Raw genomic sequence first — 16,287 nt, 5'->3', positions numbered from 1 at the left:
GGATTGCGGATTGAAAGCCGCAGCAGGCTTGAGCCTCTCCCGCAATCCGCAATCAAAATGTGGTTCCTCCATGCATCAGGAAGTGTTCGACGATGGGACCAAGCGATAGCATCGGGAAAAAGGTCAATGCGCCGACGATGATAATCACACCAATCAGCAGAGAAACGAACAGCGGTGTATGAACCGGAAAACTCCCCGCCGATGAAGGCGTGATTTTTTTGGCTGCCAGATTTCCGGCAATTGCCATCATCGGAATAATCATCAAAAATCGCCCAATCAACATTGCCAGTCCCAATGTCGTGTTGTACCAGAACGTGTTGACCGTGATGCCTGCAAATGCCGAACCGTTATTACCGGTCGCTGACGAATAGGCGTAAACGATTTCCGAAAGTCCGTGCGGGCCCGCATTGTTGATTGTCGATGCCCCATAAGACGCAACACTTGCCCACGCCGAAAACGCCAGGATGGATAGCGCAAAGACCAACGTATAGAGCATCGCCATCTTCACATCTTTGGCTTCGATTTTTTTACCGAGATATTCCGGCGTGCGCCCGACCATCAGTCCCGCGATAAACACCGTAAGCACGACCATCACCAGAATGCCGTAGAGTCCCGCGCCGACGCCGCCAAAAATCACTTCACCGAGCATAATATTGACCAGCGGCATCATGCCGCCAAGCGGGGTGTAGGAATCGTGCATGGAATTGACCGCGCCGCATGACGCATCAGTAGTTGCCGTAGCATAGAGCGCCGAATTCATAATCCCGAACCGCACCTCTTTGCCTTCCATATTGCCGCCCGCTTGTTCGACGCCGCTTTGTTCAACCGTCGCTTGTGTGATGTTGTGTTGACTGAAAATCGGATTGCCTTGCGCCTCGAAGTGATAAGTGACAAAGAACCCCACAACAAATAAAATCGCCATCGCCGCAAACACCGCCCAACCATGTTTTTGATTGCCGGTCAGGCGTCCAAGCGTGTAAGTGAGTCCCGCAGGAATCGCGAATATCGCAAACATCGAAAAGAAGTTCGATAGCGGTGTTGGGTTTTCAAAAGGATGCGCGGCATTGGCATTAAAAAATCCGCCGCCGTTGGTGCCAATTTGTTTGATGGCTTCCTGCGAAGCCACCGGTCCCTGCGCGATGGTTTGTTCGGTGATGGTTGCGTTTGAAGTGGTGCCGTCTTCGTTTGGGTTTTCGATTGGTTGTGGTTCGACAAGCGCGGCTTTAGTGTAAGGGCTGAAATTTTGCACTACACCTTGCGAAACAAAAACCAGCGCGCCGATGAACGACAGCGGCAACAGCAGGTAAAGCGTGGCGCGCGTCACATCTACCCAGAAATTACCGAGCGTCCGGGCTTCACGTCTGGCGATGCCGCGAACAAAGGCGATGGCGAGGACAATGCCTGTCGCTGCCGAAACAAAATTATGAAAAGCAAGCCCCGCCATCTGTGTGAAGTAGCTCATGGTCGATTCGCCGCCATAAGCTTGCCAGTTGGTGTTGGTCGTAAAACTCACAGCCGTGTTGAAGGCGAGGTCTGCCGGAACCCCTGAGAGTCCTTGCGGATTCAACGGCAGATAATATTGCAGGCGTTGAATCAGGTAGGTGAGCAACAAGCCTGCAAGGTTAAAGAGCAGCATGGCGACGGTGTAGGTCACCCAGCTTTGTTCACGCTTTTCGTCAATCCGACAGAGCCGATAAATCAACCGTTCGAGAGGAAAAAAAACTTTACCTGGAAAAGTGGATTCGCCGGAAAAGACTCTCGCCATATAAACGCCCAACGGTTTGGTCACCGCCAGCAGCGCCAGGAAAAAAATTAGAAATTGTAATAGCCCATTGATGGTCATCATTCACCTTCGTTAGAACTTTTCAGGTTTGAGTAAGGCGTAGAGCAGATAAATCAACAACCCTACCGCGATTACTGCACTGATGGCGTATTCGATATTCATAGCCTTACCCTCATTATGCGCGTTCGCAAAAACGCGCGTACCAGATTGACACTGCGAAAAAAAGCAAAATTAAAGCGATGAAAATAATGTCCAGCATGAAAGCACTCCTTAATTTTTGCGCCGCATGGCGCGCCACATAATGAAGCGGGCAATACAGAAATCGATAAAATAATCGAGGTCTCTGAGAAAAATCAGCCACCGACGTTTTAGCATGTGTTTGGCGCTGATTTTTCGCGCTCGCCGGATTTCGCCAAACGTCGCTGCAAAATTTTTTGCGTGAATCATCTTGTCGTACTCCCTCACAGCCGCCCGTTTTTGCGCCTCTTTCAGACGACGTAACCATTCATTGACGCTTAGGTAATCGGGCTTTTCTTTCATCAGCATTCACATCCTTTCCATCACCCATCCTCAAAAAACTTGCCGAGGCTTCCGCTAATTGAAATTGATGCCAATCGCCATATAGAAAAAATGATTGCCCCGACGGACATTCTCATTGCCCAGTGAATAAGCAGCGTAACCGGTTATTTTGGGATGGGGTTTGAAATTGACGCCTGCCGTTATATAGCCGGTCGCGCTTTTGTGAGTGAACCAGTCGGCAGCCAATCCGAATTTCGAGGTTATCGGCTGCTCTATCGCGAATTGTCCGCCGGCGCGGCTTTTCGGATGCACAACATCAGGACTGAAATGATGAACGCCTGCGCTCAATCGAGTCTGAGTTTTCAACGTTTTGCTGAGCTGTCCATAGACATAGTTGCCCAGGTCATAAGTTTTATTGCGAACCGGAATGAATAAATTATCGCCAACGATGAATGCCCAACCGTTCGCGCCGCCATCGTAGAGTTTGTACTTGATTGCCGGAACCAGTGTGGTGGCGTCATCGCCGGGTTGAATATTGCCCGTAATGTTTAACCCGACTTCAACGCGCCCCCCGACGCCAATGACTACACGCGGCACGAATGACGAAAAGCGTTGAACCACATTATTCGGGTCTTTGTTGGGTTTGAAGGTGACATCGAGTTCACTGTAAACCTTGCCTTTGTCGAGCACATCGCCCGAAGGCACATTGAAAATGGTTTGCTGCGCCTGAGCGTGATGCGCCATCAGGTAAATTAAAAACATCCCTGCGGCTACGAACTTGATTTGGCGATTGACGGATTTTTTTACCAGTCTGAGATGGCGCTTGACCTTTTTATCCTGCAAAACCACCAATCGAGCATTTGTTTTCGGTTTGGCAGATTTAAAAATCAAACTCCTGATCCACAGCAATAAAAATGTCAGGAAGAGATAAAAGCCGAAGATAACGATTTTATGAAACATGGAAGTCCTCTTTGCCTTCGGTTGAGTTGCTGTTTCGGCATAGAGGACTATATTCGGAAAGGCATAAAAAAGGCATAAAGAGAAGCTAAAAAGGTTATAAAGGAAGTATAAAAAATGGATAAGAAAGAGCCGCCTTTGAGCGGCAGGGCAAACGCCAGGAAAGATTTGAACCGCTATTGCAGTTTGCAAGACGGTTTACTTTGCAAACCGATTTACGGGAGTTGACCAGGCGGTCTTTGACCGCGTCGTTGGTTGAAGCGCGGTCTTTAGACTCTGATTCAACCGCTTCAAAGTAAACTCAATCGCAAACTGCTCTAATGATTCAACGCCACAAACCGGATTTACTGCTTGGCTTCTTTTAATTGTTTGATGACCGATTCGGCGGCAGAAGCGAATTCGCCTTCGGGGTCGAGTTGAATATATTTTTGATAAGCTTCGATGGCTTCTTTGGTGCGCTCGGCTTTTTCACAAATCTCTGCGAGTTGATAATAGAGAATCGGCTCGGTTTCCATGTCCTGCATAATGCCTGTGCGGTAAGCTTTGATTGCGCCATCGAAATCTTCCTGTTCATCAAGCGCAATGCCTAAACCGATATGGGCTTCAAAAGACTTGCCAAACGCCAGGGTGATCGCTCGTTTGTAAGCCGCGATGGCTTCATCAACCAGCCCTTGATTGCGGCGCAGGTTGCCAAGCACCACGTAAGCTTCCGGGTGTGGGCGACCATAATTTTTCTTCGCCAGTTCAATCTGCTTTTCGGCTTCCTGATAATCCTGCAAAGCCATCGCTGAGCGCACCATCGCAATGCGCGCTTCGGGAAACACCGGACGCAAGGCGACAGCCTGTTGAAATTCTTTCATGGCATCGGCGTTTTTACCGCTATCGCGCAAATCTTCGCCTTTTTGATAATGAGTCAATGCCTCATCGGTCGTCGGTTTCTGCGTGACTTTCAACGTATTCGCTTTGTTGGCGACAATCACGACTCTGCCCGTCCAATCGGTAAAGCCGATGCTTCGCACACGCGCAGTAAACGCGCCTGCCCACACCCGCTTGATTTCGGCAACCCCTTGTTCATTGGTGACGCCGTGGCGCACACCGTTGATGAAGATGACCGATTTCGGTTGACCTGTAGTTACGGTAAGCGACCCTGCGGCGCGCGCCGCGCTTGTCGATTTGCGTTGCGCGAATGTTGAAGAAACAAATAGAGCGAGTAAACAATAAACCAATATGCTTTTGAAGAAGAATTTTTTCACCACAGAGACATCAACAAGAAGGGGAGAAAGGGAGAAAGGGAGAAGGGAAGCAATCAAAACTTCCCTTTCTCCCTCTCTCCCTTTCTCCCTTTCTTGTTCCCGGTGTCTCGGTGTCTCTGTGGTTATTTGAAAAGCCTTTAACATATGACAACTCCGATAGCGACTTGATTACTGTTTATAAAACCGGCGATAGTTGGCAGCATATCGCAAAATGCTTTTGACATAACCGCGTGTTTCAGAGAAGGGAATCGATTCAATCCAGTCTTCCATGTCTAATGACCCGCGTTCGGCTACCCAACGTTTGGCGCGACCGGGGCCGGCGTTGTATCCGGCAGCCGCATATTCAAAACGTCCGAGTTGGCCAATCATCTGCGCCAGATAATTCATTCCCAGTTTAATATTGAGATCGGGATTGAGCAGGTCGTTTGCGGTTATCGAACCATTGCCTTGCTGTTTGGAAACCAATTGCCCGGTTGCCGGCATCAACTGCATCAAGCCGCGCGCGCCGACCCGCGAAATTGCATTGGGATTGAAAACGCTCTCTTGTCGAATTAAAGCGGCGGCAAGGTACGGGTCAATACCATAACGTCGCGCTTCCTGTTTGATGGTTTCCCAGTGGAACAGTGGGAACATGATTTCCCAGGCGGCTTGGGGAATATCGCCATCTTTGTATGAATAAATATCCGGGTAGCCGCGCCGCAAAATAATCGTCGCCTGAAAATTATCGCCGCGCTTTGCGTAATGTTCGGCAAGTCGCAAATTGAGTCGCGGCGAAGTCGGGGCGTTTTCCAGCGCCTTGTTCAACTCTTTCAAGCCCAACTCATCAATCCAGATGGCGGTTAAATCATCAAATCGCGCAATGCGAATGGCATCTGCATCTTCAGAGGTTTCTTTAAGCGTTTCAACATAAGTGGCATTGCGGCGTATGCGGTCAATGTCCGCCGATTGCTCGGCTTTGCCAACGCCCGCCGCGCGAATAGCCGCCGCCCGACGGTTCGAGATAATGCCGTCATAACCATACTGATAACGTTGGGCGGCGATTTCATAAAACGCCAGGGCGCGCGCGCGATTGCCGAGTTTTTCCTGAGATTTGGCGACAAGAAAACAGGCTTCACCGATGAACTTGGTTTCCGGGTAGCGATAATTCATCAAGTGTTGTTCGAGCAGGCGCGCCGCTTCGGCATAGTTTTTCAGTTGATAGGCATATGCGCCGAGTTCATAAGAGGCTTCGGCGGCAAATTCACTCTTAGAAAATAAACCGACGAGTTTGCGTTTTGCCGCTGCCGCTTCTGCCGCGCGTGAGGCTTTATCCAGATAATTCGCCATTTCATTCAAGGCTTCAGGGTTGCGACGATATTTCGGGAATTGCGTAATCAGGCGGTCAACCGTGACTGCCGATTCGCCCGCGCGATTTGATGAGCGCAAAGCCCGCGCCAGATAAAACCAGGCGTCGGCTTGCTGGTCGGCGTTGCGATTGGTGACTTTAGTTAAAGGCAAAACGGCTTGCGCGGGTTGTTTGCTTTCTACGAGACTGATGCCGCGACGGAGTTGCACTTCATCAAGGCGTTCGCCGTCCGGGTAAGTCTTAACCAGATTTTCATAAGCTTGAGCGGCATCCCAATACTGCCGGGCTTCAAAAAATTTATCGGCGCGTTTTTTCTCGCTATCAAATCCCGCAGGGTTGGTTTTCGGCGCGAGTCCCAGCGCATTCAAGCGGTCTTCGGCTTTGCTGGCTACAGGGGTTGCGGCAATATCGTAATAGATGACGCGATAGAGGTCAGCAGCTTTGTTGGTTTGATTGAGCGTTTCATAGGCTTGCCCGGTAATGAATATCGCTTCGGCGTCATTAGCTTCGACCATTTCTGTGAGTTCTTTGATTGCGCCTTTCGCGTCGTTCAGTCCAATCATCATTTCGGCTGCGCGAAGTCTGGCTTCGCGGGCTTTCAATGAATCGGCAATTTTCGTAAAGAGTTGCGTGTAATCGCGCAGCGCTTCTTTGCGCGCGCCACTCGCGGCTTCGCTTTCGGCGCGGAAGAAATAGGTGTAATCACCAAGCGCAGTGTTTGCGCCGATGACTCGCGCATCGAAAGCGTCAACCGCCGCCGAATAGTTTTGCGAGGTGTAAGCGAGATAGCCGCGCAGGAAACGCGCCAGCGAGGCGGCGCGGGTTTGCGGATAGCGCGATTCGATTTGCGCTAAATCGGTCGAACTCGGTTTACCGGCTTTGCTTTCAAGCAACTCGCCCAGCGCCTGCATCGCCTGTTCGGGATTGCCGGCGCGCTGACAAGAAGCGGTCATCGGCGTGACCGCGCAAACAAAAGCCAGCAGGCTTTGCAAAGTAAAAGAAATCAGGCGACGGTTGATGAGATTTTTAATTTTGAACTGCGACATAAATTTGGGCTAACTCCATTCAAATTGCTGCGGATGCTTGTAAAGGGCTGATGCGAATTATCCGCGAATTGGTTTACCGGAAACAAGAACTTTCTACGCGGTGCAGAAAAATTTTAACCGGAAAGTGAAAATAGCCCGTAAATTCGGGCTATTTTCCAATGTTAAACGGTGAGGATGAGAAATCGCATTACATGGCAACCGAAGGTCGCGGGTAATCCGAACCGAGTTTATTGGGGTCGCCTTCGGCAAGCGTGTTGACCAGTTCATCATAGAAATAATCGAATTTTGACGACACCGTCGGCGCGACACGTTTTTCGTACATCTGACGGCTGCGGTCAATATCGTCTTTCAAGCGGTCATAAAGGTCTTTGTTGACTCTGCCTTCGGTAACTTTGTGCTCGTTATAAAGTTTGATTTCGCTCACCAACAAACGCGCAAAGCGGCGCGCGTCATTATGCTGCTTTTCTTCTTCTTCACTGGCTGCCACCGGCGGCGCGGCAACGACCGGCGCAGGCGGCGGCGGTTCCGGCGCAACCGGCGCAGAAGTAAATTCAAAACCTTGGGTTTCGGCAGGCGCGGTTTCAGCATACGCCGGTTCTGTAAAACTCGCGGGCGGCGCAAAAGTTTGCGGCTCCGATGGGGTGTAGAACGATTCACTTGCCGGTTGGGTGTAGGTTTCCGGCTGTCCTGTAGAAAATTCAAAAGCGGTTGGCTGCGGTTCCGGGGTCGTCCATGACGGTTCCGGTTGCGGCGGCGCATTTGCCCAGGATGGTTCCGGTGCAGGTTCGCTCGCCCACGCGGGCGGTTGCGGTTCCGGTTCGCTTGCCCAGGAAGGTTGTTGCGGTTCCGGTGCGCTTGGCGCTGACCAACTGCTTGCCGGTTGTGGCGCTTCTTCGACTTTTACTTCGGCGGCTGGCGGCGCGACCGGTTCCGGCGCTGAAGGAGTGACGGCTTCGGGTTGCGGTTCCGGCGCTGAGACGGCGCTTGGTGGTGGCGCAGGGGTTGCGACCGGTGCGGGTTCCTGCTTGATTTCCGCTGTCGGGGTTCTGACCACCGGCGCAGCGGTTGGCTGCTGCGCAGCGGGTTGCGCGACTTCACCGAGTCTTGATCTCAGTGACACGAGTTCAACAACTAACCCTGCGGTGCTGACCAGCAATTCGATGGCTTCGACATTAACCGCCGATTCGCCGCGATCTGCGGAGTCTGCATAGAAGACGGCGGCGGATTTCCCGCGCACTTTCAAAGGAACAACGAGAACCCGCTGCGGCTGAACATTGCCGAGCCTGCCGAAAATCAAGTGGTTTTCAGCTTGCTGATCGGGCGCGCCATAACAGGTTTGCGAAGCGGTTACGGCAGCCCGCAAAGCGGTATCGGATTGCAGGGCAACCGATAGTCCACGAATCGAACTGTTGCCCACCGAATCATCGAAGCCTCTGGCAGCCCATGCCAGCGCATTGGTGCCTTTGACGACAAACAACACCACACGCGGCGCAAAATTGGCAGCCCGCGCTACCAGGGTGTTTAGGACTTCGGCTTGATTGCGCTGCTGGTCGAGTTCGACAACCGAATCGCGCAGGAGCGCAAGGTCAGCGCCGAGTTTGACGCTTGAGGTGCTCGCCTGATCGATTTGCGCAGTAATTTCGGCGGTGATTTGTCCGATGAGTGGGTCGTTATCCGATAGATTGGCAGCCGCGTCCGTGCGTTCCAAAAGTCTGGTGAACGCATCATTGAATTCCCTTTGCAAACTGCTGACATCTTGCTCTAAGACGCCCACGCGAGAGCGCACAAGCTCTTCAATTTGCTGGCGGAGTCTGTTCTCACGCTCGTTTTCCACTTTGATTGCCTCCTAAAAATTACTCTCAAGGGTTTGCGGGAAATAAAGAGGGCCAGATTCCTTCTCGCTCGCCCGATTATCCCGCAGCACTTTTTGCTTGTCAATAATTCATAACTCACAAATTCAGGGAATGAAAAGTCGTTTGCGACGATAAATGATGATCGCGCCTTCAATCCGGGCGGTCAAATCCGTCGGCAAAAGGGTAATGGCGATTAAAAAAACAGTTAAACCTTGATTATTTAGCGCAAAAAAGGAACCAGAAATTTGACCAGCGCGATAATCACGACGGTTCCCACAACATCAAGCAAGATGCCGTAGCGCACCATTTTGCCGAGCGGTATATAGCCCGAACCGTAAACAATCGCATTGCAGGGCGTCGAAACCGGCAGCATAAATCCGAGGCTTGCCCCGAAAGTGGCTCCCAGAGCCGGTTCCAGCGGGTCGCTGCCTGCGGCTTTGGCAATGGCAATCACCACCGGCACCACCATGTTCGCCGACGCCGTGTTCGAGGTGGTTTCCGAAACGATAACCGCGATGACCGTTGAAGCCACGAGCAAGCCGAAATTTCCGCTAATCGGCAGCATTCCCGTCAACCCTTTGCCGACCGCTTCGGCAAGCCCGGTCTGAAACGACAGCACGCCAAGCGCAAACCCGCCGCCGTAAAGCAAGACCACGCCCCAGTCAATTTCCACTGCCTGATGCCAGTTGATGGCTCTTTCGCCAGCGTTTCCCGGTAAGAAAAAGAGCAGGACTGCGCCGGTGAGCGCCGCAACCGCTTCGGGCACACTGCCGTTGATGAATTTATAAGTATTGCTCGAATCGCCGGCAAACAGCGCAATCAACCCCGGCACTACCCACAACACCACGGTGACACAAAAAGCCGTCAGCGTGGATTTTTGCCCGGTCGTCCACGCGCCGAGTTTCTCTTTTTCGCGGGTAATCAACTCGACACTGCCGTCAATCTCTTTGACTCCGGCTTTGCACAATTTATTCAAGTAAAAAAAGAGAAACAGAAAAAGCACAGTAACGACAGGCGCACCAATGGTCATCCATTTGAAAAACGGGAATTCGATGCCGAGCAGTTGTTTGATAAACCCAAGACCGATGACATTGGGCGGCGTGCCGATGGGAGTCGCAAGTCCGCCGATTGATGCGGAAAACGAAGTCATCAGCATCAAGCCTGTGGCATAGCGGTAACTTAACTCCTTGCCGGTCTCTTTGCCTTTTTCAAACAGGAAAGCGAGGATGGACATGCCAATCGCAAACATCATCGCAGTGGTTGCGGTATTGGAAATCCACGCGGAAATAAACGCCGTGACTGCGCCGAAGGCAAAGAGAATGCGCGCCGGACGCGCGCCAACCGCTTTGATGGAGAGCACCCCGAAAGCCAACCTGCGGTCGAGATGATGCAGAAAAATCGCCCGGGCAATGATGAATGAACCGATGAAGAGAAACATCAACGGGTCGGCAAACGGCGCAAAGACCTCTTTGGCGGGAGCCACACGCAGCACCACACAGGCGGTTGCGCCAAGCAGCGCCGTCACCGGCATCGGCAAAGCTTCGGTAATCCACAGCGTGATGATTGCCGCCATAATCGCTGCCAGACGATGGGCTTCGGGTTTGAGTCCGGGCATCGGAATCAGCAGCAACGTGATAAATAACAAAGGCGCGATGATGTAGCCGAGTTTTTGCCGAATCGCTTCAAAGCGTTCCTCGGCGGGCGTGAGTTGGGGAAGCGGAACTCCCGTTGCAATGTTATTGTCGAGCAAGATGGTTTTCTCCGCGAAAAAATCAGGTGTAAGTCAATCAGGGAAACGCCAACTTGGCAAATCAAAAAAATCGATTTGCCTGACTTTTTGCAGAATAATGAATGATGATTAAAACCGCACCACGAAGCCTGCGGAAATCAGCGCATTGTGTTGACGCGAACGCAAGGCATTGATGTTGAGCGGCGGCACCTCGGCGTAAAAATCGCGCACTTCGCCGCGAATGCTCAATTTGGAAATCACCTTGATATCGACGCCCCCGGCAATCGTGAGTCCGGCGCTGGTTTCCGAAGACTCATTGGGATTCGGTTGATTGTTGAGAAGCCGCGAGCCTTGATTAAACCGCGACACATTAAACCCCAGCGCGGCGTAGGGCGAAAATTTGCCGACTGGAAAAAGTTTGAGTTTGAGTCCCGGCGAAATAAAGAGCGATGAATAGCTGCTCGGCGACAGCGCGTTGGTTCCGCTGACTTTGGTTTTCGGGGTTACGGCAACCGGAATTTCCCAGTACAGCGAAGCGATTTTGGCATCGACCAGGCGCTGGGCGTAATTGAATTGATAGGTAAAGCCGGTTTTGAATTTTAAAATGCCGGGTTGCGGCAGATTGAATCCGCGTTCGCCGACTTTTAACCCGCCGGAAGTGAACGCAATTTCATGCTTTTGCGCGTTTACTACGGTCGCCGTAAAAATGATGATTGCCACACTCAACAAAAATTTTAACTTCATGATTTTCTCCATCTGATTTTTAGAAAAGCTGCTTTCGCTAGATATTAAAATTGAAAGTTATCGTGCCAATGACCTTTACAGGATTTCCGCTCAGTAAGGTCGGCGCAAAGCGCCATTTGCGAGCCGCTTCTTCAGCAGCCCAGGCAAATATATCATGCCCACAGAGAACACGGGATTGAATCACTTTTCCGTCTTCGTTGATGGTTACTTCAATAATGACCGAACCGGAAAGGCGTGCCTGTTTAGCCGCAGCCGGATATATTGGTTCTTCCCGATAGGTTGCTTTCCCGGCGATGAGATTACCTAAATTACTGCCTATCTTCGCTCCTTCAGCGGTTGCTGACCCGCTGGCGTTGCCTTTCCCGCGTATCATTCTGGCGCGCGCATAAAACGCGATTGCTTCCGCTCCTTTTTTACTGATATTCAACACACAACCGCATTTTTCTGCGACATCGGCAATCTCTTTATTTTCAGGCCCGGCGATTTTCTCCAATACCTCTATGGCGCGTTTGTAATAAGAGACAGCGGATTCATACCGTCCGGTTCGTTGATGAAACTCTGCCAAATTATAAAGCGATTGAATGACGGCACTCTCTTTCCCTATAGCTTTTTCGCTGATGGTCAACGAACGCTTAAAAAGCCCTTCAGCCCCAATGCTGTCTCCATTGGCATAAACCATCCAGGCAAGATGGTTAATCGTAAACAGGAGTTGCGGGCTATCTTTGCCCAAGGTCGCTTCGTAAATCTCCAACGCTTTTTTGAACGCTGTTTCCGCATCGCGGTAAGCATTCTTGCCTTTGTAAATTGCGCCGAGATTGTTATAAGCATCAGCGACCAGTTTATCCTTATCTCCTAATGCCTGTTTTCTCAACTCAAGCGCGCGTTTTGCTAAAGGGACAGCGTCATCAAATTTGCCTGCGTTATAAAATTTGATTGCCTGTGCGCTCAGTTTGTGCGCTTCCTGCAATGCGGGTGAGTCTTGTGCGGTTTTCCCCGGTTCATTTTGTGAAGCCGCTGTTTGAGGATTGCCTGAGATGAAAAACGCAAAGGCAAAAAGGAGAATGATTGCGATTTTATTCATAGCTTTCTCCCGGTCTGTGAATGTATCAATACTCAAGCTTTCCGCCGAACATCATCTCTTTCACTTTGAAGCGCATATTCAATTCAACGAGTTTGGGAAGTTCCGAATGGAATAACAACTCGCCGCTATTTGCGGTGACATAGGCTTCACCATTAACCAGTCGCGGGAAGATAAACCGCGCGCCAAACCCGTCGTTTCGCGGCGCTTGATATTCCTGCAAGAAAACCCGATTGCCGCCTTTGGTTAAGAGGTAAGTATTATTCTTCAAATCGGCGGTTGCAAATTTGTACAAAGCGGCGGTCGCTTCCTGGATTTTGCTGTTGGCTGTGGGCGATTCACAAACCACTGTGACTACCACGTAATCGGGAAAATCTGCGCTGGCGAGTGCTTTCAATCGCCCTTTCATATCATCGGTGAGTTTATCTTTTAACTGTAATTCAATGGTTCGGCTGATTGCCTGACGAATCGGTTTGGATGAAAAAAGACGAATGCGATATTGAACCTGCGTGACATCCGAAATGCGACTTTGCGATGAATCGGCGCGGGCAACCCCGGTCATACCCGATGTATCGGTTGCGGTTTGCGTCTGTCCCCAGGGCGAATCATTTAATAGTTTGGTGGCGTCTTTCTCAGACCATTCGGTGTAAGGTTTTTTGTCCCATTGCGCCGGGACGCTCAAAATAAACAGACCAAGTAAAGCGATGACGCCAAAAATTTTCACCTTATGCGCAGCGTTCATAATTTATCCTCCCTGAATTTTTAAAAATATTGTCAGTTGCAGGGTTGGCGAGTATCGGAAAGATTTACCAACCGCTTCTTATATCAAAGTTTTCGTTTCAAGTGCTTGAACGCGCTCGGACGTTGCGAATCCTTGATTTTCTTTTTGCGAGGTTCAAGATTATTATCTCTCAGCTTGAATGAAAAGCTGTCAACGAAGAAATTTTAAGTCATGACGGACGAACTTCTCATTTATAACGCCGGACAATTGGTCACCCTTGCAGGGGTCGCGCGCCCGCGCCGCAAAGATGAAATGGGCGACCTCGCGATTATTGAAAACGGCGCGATGCTGGCGCGTGACGGCATCATCGTGGCAATCGGCAAAAGCGAAGATTTATTCAATCAAGTAAACAGCGACGCGATGCGCATAGACGCAAAGGGCGCAGCCGTCTTGCCGGGTTTTGTCGATGCCCATACTCACACGGTTTTTGCCGGCACCCGCGAAGATGAATATGAAATGCGCGCCGCCGGGTTCACCTATCAGGAGATTGCCGCGCGTGGCGGCGGCATTCGTTCAACGGTTAGAAAAACCCGACTCGCCAGCGAAAATGAACTGTTCGAGTTGGCTTTGCCGCGCGTGCGCCGGTTGCTCGAACACGGCACCACCACGATTGAAACCAAGAGCGGTTACGGACTCACGCTTGAAGATGAATTGAAAATTTTGCGCGTCATTCGCCGGATAAATCAGGAGACGCCGCTTGAATGTGTGCCGACGTTTTTGGGGGCGCACGAAATCCCCGATGAGTATCGTAGCGCCGATGACCCCGCGAAATCCCGCGAAACCTATATTCGTTTAGTGATTGATGAGATGTTGCCGCGCGTCGTCGAAGAAAAACTCGCTGAGTATTGCGATGTGTTTTGTGAATCACACGTTTTTAATATTGAAGAGACGCGGCGCATACTGTTGCGGGCGAAAGCGATTGGACTGGGCATACGTTTTCATGCAGATCAGTTGACCTTGAGCGGCGGCGGCTTGCTTGCCGCCGAACTCGAAGCCGCCTCCGCTGATCATCTCGAATGGATAGATGATGCGGGGATTGCCGCATTGCTGCGGGCGAAAGTTGCGGCAGTCTTGCTTCCCGGCGCGGTCTTCAATCTGGGACTGACGCATTACCCGCCGGCGCGTAAATTGATTGAATCGGGTGTCGCGGTCGTTATTGCAACCGATTTCAACCCCGGCAGTTCGCCTACACCGTCGATGCAGATGATGCTGTCGATTGCCTGCACGCAAATGAAGATGACGCCTGCCGAAGCGATTACCGCGGCGACCATCAACGCCGCTTATAGTTTAAATCGCGGCGCGCGCCTCGGTTCACTCGAAATTGGCAAACAGGCTGACGCAGTGATTTTCGATTGCCCGAACTTCCGGCAGATACCTTATCTGTTTGGCATCAATCACGCGCAGGTGGTGGTGAAAAAAGGGCGCGTCGTGATTGACCGGCGCGAAATGGCGAAATGCTGAGTTGCAAAATTGCAGGAAGCGCCTGTCGGTGCTATACTCCGCCGCGTTTTAATTGCTTTTACGAACAAGCGTTTTTTATCTTCCGGCATTTATCAGTAAAAATTTCATCAATTGATTAAGGAGGAATGATTATGTCTTACGGCGGCGGCGGTTATCAGGGCGGCGGTTATCCACCACAGCAGGGCGGAGGCTATCCGCAAGGCGGCGGCTATCCACCACCACAGGGCGGTTATCCACCACAAGGCGGCGGCTTTCCCCCACCGCAACAATATGGCTACGGTGGCGGCGGCGGTTACGGTATGCAAAATGCGGACATTGGTAAACGCATCTTTGCGGTCATTATTGACGGGTTTCTCGGCGGGTTGATGATGCTTCCCGGATATATCCTTTTTTTCATCGCCATAGCCGCCGGAGCAAACGGCGGACGCGATATGGAAGGCGTGGCGGTCATTTTCATGTTGCTGGGTTATGCGTTGATCTTTGTCGGGGCAATCGGTTGGGCGCTGTATCAGATTTATCGACTGGGACGCGACGGCGCAACCTTGGGTAAAAAATGGATGAAGATTAAAGTTTTAGACCAGAACGGTCAACCGCTCGGTTTCGGCAAAGCGTTTTTACGCGAACTGGTGAAAGGTTTTCTCGGCGGCATCTGTATCATTCTTTTATTGTGGCCGATGTGGGACCCGAACAAACAAGGGTTATGGGATAAGGTCTCAAACTCGAACGTCTATAACGCTTAAGTTGTCAGGCGAAGAGATGAACGCGGCATATCGTTGTGTTTATCTCTTCGCTTTTTCGGCTAGCCTGATATTCCATGCCCGATGCCTCTCAGCCAATCGCAACTGACGCGCTCAAAAAACGCAGTCGGGTTATTTTAATCATTACAACCATAATTTTCGGGCTGTTAATCATTCCCGGCATCGGCGCAATTATCGCTTCGCCGCTGGTTTTTACTCCTGAAACTTCAAAAACCAATCCGCGCCTCATCGCTTTTATGATTGCGCTCATCAGCTTTCCCGTCATCGCGACGATTTCCATCCTCGCTTCGTGGGCGCTCTATTTCAAAAAACGCTACCGCGCGGCGATGTGGGCAAGTTTGCTACCGGGGTTATCGATTCTTTCAAGCCTCGTAACTTATGCGGTCGTTGAATGGCTTCCCTGAGTGCCCGGCGCGGTCAAAGACAATGAGTCCAATGCACACCGCTTTGTTGTTAATCAGTTGATTGTTTACCAGTTGACAAAATAAAAAATAAGGATTATAGTGAAGCCGTGAAAAAGCAAATTGTTAAAATTCCCGCATCGGAAGCGGAACGGGCGCTCATCCGGGTGATGCGCGTCGGCGACAGGCTGTGGCGCAATTCCGACGAGCGGTTTTCGCGCTGGCAGATGACCGATAACCATTACAACGTCCTGAGAATCTTAAACGGCGCAGGCGAACCCATTCCGCAGGTGGAAATCGGGCGGCGCATGTTATCGACGCGGGCGATTGTCACCAAACTGGTTGACGCCCTCGAAGCCCGCAAACTGGTCAAGCGGCTTGCCTGTGGCGACCGCCGCGTCAATCTGGTGGAACTCACGCCGGAGGGCGCAAAATTTTTGCAGGACACGGCTGACGAAGTGATCGGCTTTGCCGAGGAGTCCCTCAGACCGCTTACCCGTAAAGAGCAAAAGACGCTTTACGAACTGCTTGGCAAACTCTTACAGGAATAACCGGCGCGGTTTTCCGCTAAGCGTAAAA

15 protein-coding genes are annotated in these 16,287 nt (G+C 51.2%); 4 read left to right on the top strand and 11 right to left on the bottom strand.

Going from position 1 to position 16,287, the window contains the following annotated elements; all coding sequences use genetic code 11:
* Window positions 1-52 precede the first annotated feature (52 nt).
* The 11 genes from kdpA to AB1757_25800 form a co-directional block, all read right to left on the bottom strand.
* A complete protein-coding gene (gene kdpA / locus AB1757_25850; GenBank protein ID MEW6130485.1) occupies window positions 53-1,843 on the bottom strand; it encodes a potassium-transporting ATPase subunit KdpA in 1,791 nt (596 codons plus the stop codon).
* 12 nt (window positions 1,844-1,855) lie between these two features.
* Entirely contained in the window at window positions 1,856-1,945 is a 90-nt protein-coding gene (gene kdpF, locus AB1757_25845; protein MEW6130484.1) for a K(+)-transporting ATPase subunit F, read from the bottom strand.
* A 108-nt stretch (window positions 1,946-2,053) separates the two neighbouring features.
* A complete protein-coding gene (locus AB1757_25840; protein ID MEW6130483.1) occupies window positions 2,054-2,329 on the bottom strand; it encodes a hypothetical protein in 276 nt (91 codons plus the stop codon).
* Between the two features lie 48 nt (window positions 2,330-2,377).
* Window positions 2,378-3,262 (bottom strand): hypothetical protein, encoded by an 885-nt coding sequence (locus AB1757_25835; protein ID MEW6130482.1) that lies wholly within the window; start codon window positions 3,260-3,262, stop codon window positions 2,378-2,380.
* Between the two features lie 341 nt (window positions 3,263-3,603).
* Window positions 3,604-4,512 carry a tetratricopeptide repeat protein gene (locus tag AB1757_25830; protein ID MEW6130481.1) on the bottom strand — a complete coding sequence of 303 codons (909 nt, stop codon included), beginning with the start codon at window positions 4,510-4,512 and terminating at the stop codon, window positions 3,604-3,606.
* Window positions 4,513-4,680: 168 nt separating this feature from the next.
* Window positions 4,681-6,903, bottom strand: a complete 2,223-nt coding sequence (locus tag AB1757_25825) for a transglycosylase SLT domain-containing protein (protein ID MEW6130480.1) — start codon at window positions 6,901-6,903, stop codon at window positions 4,681-4,683.
* Between the two features lie 187 nt (window positions 6,904-7,090).
* Window positions 7,091-8,737 carry a hypothetical protein gene (locus AB1757_25820; GenBank protein ID MEW6130479.1) on the bottom strand — a complete coding sequence of 549 codons (1,647 nt, stop codon included), beginning with the start codon at window positions 8,735-8,737 and terminating at the stop codon, window positions 7,091-7,093.
* Window positions 8,738-8,976: 239 nt separating this feature from the next.
* The gene (locus AB1757_25815; GenBank protein MEW6130478.1) at window positions 8,977-10,506 is read right to left on the bottom strand and encodes a DASS family sodium-coupled anion symporter; all 1,530 of its coding nucleotides are present in this window, start codon (window positions 10,504-10,506) and stop codon (window positions 8,977-8,979) included.
* A gap of 108 nt (window positions 10,507-10,614) precedes the next feature.
* A complete protein-coding gene (locus AB1757_25810; GenBank protein MEW6130477.1) occupies window positions 10,615-11,229 on the bottom strand; it encodes a hypothetical protein in 615 nt (204 codons plus the stop codon).
* A gap of 37 nt (window positions 11,230-11,266) precedes the next feature.
* The gene (locus AB1757_25805; GenBank protein MEW6130476.1) at window positions 11,267-12,310 is read right to left on the bottom strand and encodes a TonB family protein; all 1,044 of its coding nucleotides are present in this window, start codon (window positions 12,308-12,310) and stop codon (window positions 11,267-11,269) included.
* A gap of 25 nt (window positions 12,311-12,335) precedes the next feature.
* Window positions 12,336-13,049: a hypothetical protein gene (locus AB1757_25800; GenBank protein MEW6130475.1), complete on the bottom strand. Its 714-nt coding sequence runs from the start codon at window positions 13,047-13,049 to the stop codon at window positions 12,336-12,338.
* A gap of 210 nt (window positions 13,050-13,259) precedes the next feature.
* Here AB1757_25800 and hutI point away from each other — a divergent pair, with 210 nt between their 5' ends.
* The 4 genes from hutI (at window position 13,260) to AB1757_25780 (ending at window position 16,259) form a co-directional block, all read left to right on the top strand.
* A complete protein-coding gene (gene hutI / locus AB1757_25795) occupies window positions 13,260-14,549 on the top strand; it encodes an imidazolonepropionase (GenBank protein MEW6130474.1) in 1,290 nt (429 codons plus the stop codon).
* Between the two features lie 131 nt (window positions 14,550-14,680).
* Window positions 14,681-15,289 (top strand): RDD family protein, encoded by a 609-nt coding sequence (locus AB1757_25790; protein MEW6130473.1) that lies wholly within the window; start codon window positions 14,681-14,683, stop codon window positions 15,287-15,289.
* Window positions 15,290-15,363: 74 nt separating this feature from the next.
* Window positions 15,364-15,711, top strand: coding sequence for a hypothetical protein (locus AB1757_25785; protein MEW6130472.1), 348 nt, complete (start codon window positions 15,364-15,366; stop codon window positions 15,709-15,711).
* A 107-nt stretch (window positions 15,712-15,818) separates the two neighbouring features.
* Complete coding sequence (locus tag AB1757_25780) at window positions 15,819-16,259, top strand: MarR family transcriptional regulator (protein MEW6130471.1); 441 nt, start codon at window positions 15,819-15,821, stop codon at window positions 16,257-16,259.
* Window positions 16,260-16,287 lie beyond the last annotated feature (28 nt).

The sequence above is a fragment of the Acidobacteriota bacterium genome, from assembly GCA_040754075.1.
Taxonomy (GTDB): domain Bacteria; phylum Acidobacteriota; class Blastocatellia; order UBA7656; family UBA7656; genus JBFMDH01.
The sequence above is the reverse complement of the archived record's forward strand: the minus strand, read 5'-3'. Positions and strand labels throughout refer to the sequence as shown.

Bases quoted from the DNA above. Each gene is read 5' to 3' on its own strand.
- kdpA (MEW6130485.1), bottom strand. From the start codon at position 1,843: ATGACCATCAATGGGCTATTACAATTTCTAATTTTTTTCCTGGCGCTG.
- kdpF (MEW6130484.1), bottom strand. From the start codon at position 1,945: ATGAATATCGAATACGCCATCAGTGCAGTAATCGCGGTAGGGTTGTTG.
- AB1757_25840 (MEW6130483.1), bottom strand. From the start codon at position 2,329: ATGCTGATGAAAGAAAAGCCCGATTACCTAAGCGTCAATGAATGGTTA.
- AB1757_25835 (MEW6130482.1), bottom strand. From the start codon at position 3,262: ATGTTTCATAAAATCGTTATCTTCGGCTTTTATCTCTTCCTGACATTT.
- AB1757_25825 (MEW6130480.1), bottom strand. From the start codon at position 6,903: ATGTCGCAGTTCAAAATTAAAAATCTCATCAACCGTCGCCTGATTTCT.
- AB1757_25810 (MEW6130477.1), bottom strand. From the start codon at position 11,229: ATGAAGTTAAAATTTTTGTTGAGTGTGGCAATCATCATTTTTACGGCG.
- AB1757_25805 (MEW6130476.1), bottom strand. From the start codon at position 12,310: ATGAATAAAATCGCAATCATTCTCCTTTTTGCCTTTGCGTTTTTCATC.
- AB1757_25800 (MEW6130475.1), bottom strand. From the start codon at position 13,049: ATGAACGCTGCGCATAAGGTGAAAATTTTTGGCGTCATCGCTTTACTT.
- hutI (MEW6130474.1), top strand. From the start codon at position 13,260: ATGACGGACGAACTTCTCATTTATAACGCCGGACAATTGGTCACCCTT.
- AB1757_25790 (MEW6130473.1), top strand. From the start codon at position 14,681: ATGTCTTACGGCGGCGGCGGTTATCAGGGCGGCGGTTATCCACCACAG.
- AB1757_25785 (MEW6130472.1), top strand. From the start codon at position 15,364: ATGCCCGATGCCTCTCAGCCAATCGCAACTGACGCGCTCAAAAAACGC.